Here is a 3,886-nt window from a genome sequence, read left to right as displayed (position 1 = left end):
GCCGCCGGTTCCGGGGACGGCCTGGTCGGGGAACCCGTACCACTACGCGGGCAACGATCCGGTCGGCCGTGCGGACCCGTCGGGCCTGCGGCCGGTCACGGATGCGGAGCTGCGGTCCTACCGGGACGACATGGGCAGCGGCTTCTTCGAGGACGCCGCGGATTGGGTGGGCGACAACTGGGAGTATCTGGCGGCCGGGGCGATGGTCGTCGGCGGTGTGGCGTTGATGTTCACCGGCGTCGGTGGTCCGGCCGGGATCGCGTTGATGGCGGCGTCCGGCGGTCTGCTGGCCGGCGGGATCAGCGCGGGTGTCCAGAGGTTCACGACCGGTGAGGTGGACTGGGGTCAGGTCGCGGTCGACGGCCTGATCGGTGCCGCCGGTGGTGGGCTGGGCGCGGGTGCGGCGGCGGTGGCGAGCAACTCGGCGCGGCTCGCCGCGACGAACCCGTTCGTCCGGGAGTTGGCGATCAACGGCGCCGAGTCGGTGGTCGGCGGCGGCGTCGAACGCGGCCTGACCGGCGGCGACATCTTCAACCCCCGGGCCCTCGCGACGGACCTGCTGACCGGCGGAACCGTCCCGGTGCCGGCCGGCAAGCTGTCGGGTGGGGGAGGGCCACCGCTGCCGCCCCGCGAGGTGGGAGTAGACGCCAACCCCCTCATCCAGGGGCTGGACTTCGGGCAGACGGCCCGGCTGGACGCCGCCCTGGCCGGGCGAGCGCCGGTAGTGTCGCCGCAGGCGATGAACGAATACCTGGTCAGAGGCTCACAGGAACGCATCGACGACTTCCTGGAGCAACGTGGAGGCCGGGTGGGAGCCCAGCCGACCGACGCGGAAGCCGCAGCATTGAGGGAGCGTGCGACAGAGATGAAGGATCCGTTCGGCAACTCCCGGAAACTGGGCGAGGGCGACTCGCGGGTGGCGGCCTCGGCGATGCGTGACCAGGTGCCGCTGATCACCGACGACCGGCGTTTCACGAACTTCCTCAAGGACTACCCCTACCCGGTGGAGCCGTTCTGATGGGTGCGTTCAGCGTGGTCACCGCGCCCGAGGAGACCTGCCCGCACTGCGGCAGCCGAATCCGGCGGGGTGTGCAGTTCAAGTACGGCGCCCTGTGGGCGAACCGGTACGCGGTCGGCGATCCCGTCGAGTGGGGTGTCGGCGACGCGGGGGAGCCGGCCCGCCTGGTGCAGGTCATGGGCGATCCGGAGCCCTGCCCGGTCTGCGGCGACGAACCCGAGTGGGTCTACGACATCGTCGTGCGGGACGGCGTGATCGTCTCGGTCGAGCGAGGCACCAGCGACCCGTATGTCGGCTCCGACGATTACGTGGTCGTGCTGGAGCAGTGACCCACGGCCCGGGGGTGATGGTGAGCGATGCGGACGAGTGCGCCGTACCTGTGACGCGTGGAGCAATCCGGTCACGGTGACCGATCGCAACGGGCACGTGACGACGTTCGCATGGGACGAGCGGGGGCGGCTGCTGCGGCGGGGACCGGTGTCGTACCGGTACGACACCGCGGGACGCGTGATCGCGATCGGGATGGACGGGACGACCCACCTGCACTACGACGGCGAGCGGATGCCGAGCGAGATCGTCGACCCGGAGGGCGGGGTGACCAGGCTCGACGTGCGGGACGGCCTGGGAGAGGTGGGCATCGGGGAGGTGCTGACCGCCGGCCTGATCGGCGGCGCCACCGGTGTGGTCGGGGCGGGCGCGGGCCTGTTCCTCAGCAACTCGGCGCGGCTGGCCACGGTCAGCCCGTTCCTGCGCGGTGCGGTGTCCGGCGGGGTGAGCAACGTCCTCGGCGGCGGGGTCAACCGTGGATTGAACGGTGACACCGTCTTCAACCCAGCGGGCATGGCGACCGACCTGCTGCTGGGCGGCGTCACCGGCGGCGTCGGCGGCCGGGTGGGTGCCGCCGCGGTGACCCCGAACCGTCCCTACACGATCGCCAACCTGCCCCCGGACACCTTCGGTGAGACCGACAAGCTCGGCAACATCTTCATCCGGCCGGGTCTGACGCCCGATCAGTTCGCCGAGACCCTCCGGCACGAGACCGTGCACTCGATTCTGAGTCCCGGCAGCGCCCGGCTGGCGGATCTGAGGATGCGGCTCTACACCGAATCGCATCTGTGGCGGTACACGGAGGAGGCGCTCGCCGAGACCTACGCGACGTTGAGCCCCCGTGCCGGAGTCTCCTTCCCGCTCGGGCCGAACGCCTACGGCATCGAGCTGAAGGAGCTGGCGAAGGAGGGGGCACTGGTCGCCGGCGGTGCCGGAGCCCTCGGCTTCGGCGGCTATCAACTGGTTGAGGGGATCTTCGGTGCGGATTGACCGGGAACGGGCGGTGGAGATCGCGAGGGTGGCGGCGGCCCGGGAAGGGCACGAATGGTGGGAGCCGATCCGGGTGAATCGGGGGTGGTTCCGGTTCACGGTGTGGACCAACGCCGATCACATCGGCGGAAATCTGATCATCACGGTGGACCGCCGGACCGGTCATGCCAGAGTCGTGGGCCCCACTCCGAAATGATCGGGAGTGCTTTACGGCGTACCCGATGAAGATCTTTTGAAATTGATCAGTGTGATTGGTGCTGGCAATTTCGGGGGAGCGTGCTTACGATCGGCCCCTGCGCCATTGTCCGGGGGTGATGGTGAGCGATGGGGACGAGTGCGGCACGTCCTGACGATCTGGACGCGTTCGTGCGGGGCAGTCGTGCCGCCGACGATGAGCTGCGGGTTCGGGTGTCGCGGTTGCGGTCCGCCTATGCCGATTTTCAGGACGGTAATCGGTGGGGTCGGCTTGATGCCTCGTCGTTGATCAATGCGTTCGGGCAGTATCTCGATCTGAACGAGATCGATGCTCGGTGGGTGGAGCAGATATCCCGCGCGTTCCGGGCCGCCGGCGGGGATGGTGATCTGTCGCGGTTGCCGGATGCGGCGCTTGCGGCAAGCCTGCGGTCGGCCGGGTTGGACGGTGGCCGGGGTTCGGTGACGTTCGACGATCCGATCGCCTACGGGTTTCCGCCGACGAGTGGGTTCGCGGACGATCCGGTGAACACCGCCACCGGCAATTTCCTGCTCGCCGAATCGGATTTCCCGTCGTGGCGGCGGGTCTACAACAGCCGGTCGGACGGGGCCGGCGCGTTCGGTCCGGGCTGGTCGTCGTGGGCGGACGTGCGGCTGGCGGCGACGGCCGAGGGTGCCGCCTACGCGGGGCCGGACGGGCAGCGCGCGGTCTTCCCGCGGCACGGTGGGGGGTACGGCCGGATCGCCGGAGTCGCCGCGTGGGTCCGGCCGCACGGCGACGGCCTGGAGCTGGCCTGGGCCGATGGCCGCAGCTGGATCTTCGACGCGGCGGGCCGGCCGGTGACCGCGGACCGCACCGCGTTCGGCCACGACACCGAGGGCCGGCTGGTCACGGCCGGTCCGGTGACGCTGACCTGGGACGGCGACCGGATCGTCGCGGCGACGTCGGCGGGCGGCCGGCGGGTGGTCTACGCCTACGACGACGGGGGCGCGCTGACGGGTGTCGGCGACCGCCGGTTCGAGCTGGACGAGCGGCAGCGGATCGTCGCCGCGGTCGACGCGGACGGGGTCGCGGAGGCTCGCAACACCTACGACGACGCCGGCCGCGTCGTCACACAAACCCGAAACTTCGGAAATATCGCGAACTTCGTCTACCTGCCGGGCCGCGTGACCGTGGTCGGGGAGACCGACACCTATGTCCACGATCAGCAGGGCCGGCTGCTGGCGGTCACCGACGGGCACGGGCGGACGCTGCGGCGGACCTACGACGAGTGGGGCAATCCGGTCACGGTCACCGACCGCAACGGCCACACGGTGACGATGCGCTGGGACGAGCACGGCCGGCTGCTCGAACGTGAC

Annotated in this window: 4 protein-coding genes; all 4 read left to right on the top strand. The window is 70.4% G+C overall.

Annotation, left to right across the window (positions count from 1 at the left end):
- Nucleotides 1–1,018 (top strand): RHS repeat-associated core domain-containing protein (locus WH85_RS52000; RefSeq protein WP_045748521.1); only part of this gene is annotated, 1,018 nt, incomplete at its 5' end.
- The gene (locus tag WH85_RS45840) at nt 1,018–1,347 is read left to right on the top strand and encodes a hypothetical protein (protein ID WP_045748520.1); all 330 of its coding nucleotides are present in this window, start codon (nt 1,018–1,020) and stop codon (nt 1,345–1,347) included. The genes WH85_RS52000 and WH85_RS45840, both read left to right, overlap by 1 nt.
- A 97-nt stretch (nt 1,348–1,444) precedes the next feature.
- Complete coding sequence (locus WH85_RS45835) at nt 1,445–2,335, top strand: hypothetical protein (protein WP_245674396.1); 891 nt, start codon at nt 1,445–1,447, stop codon at nt 2,333–2,335.
- Nucleotides 2,336–2,869: 534 nt separating this feature from the next.
- A partial coding sequence (locus tag WH85_RS45825; RefSeq protein WP_169792581.1) for an RHS repeat domain-containing protein occupies nt 2,870–3,886 on the top strand: 1,017 nt, incomplete at its 3' end.

This window comes from Actinoplanes rectilineatus (genome assembly GCF_000962825.1).
Taxonomy (GTDB): domain Bacteria; phylum Actinomycetota; class Actinomycetes; order Mycobacteriales; family Micromonosporaceae; genus Actinoplanes; species Actinoplanes rectilineatus.
The sequence above is the reverse complement of the archived record's forward strand: the minus strand, read 5'-3'. Positions and strand labels throughout refer to the sequence as shown.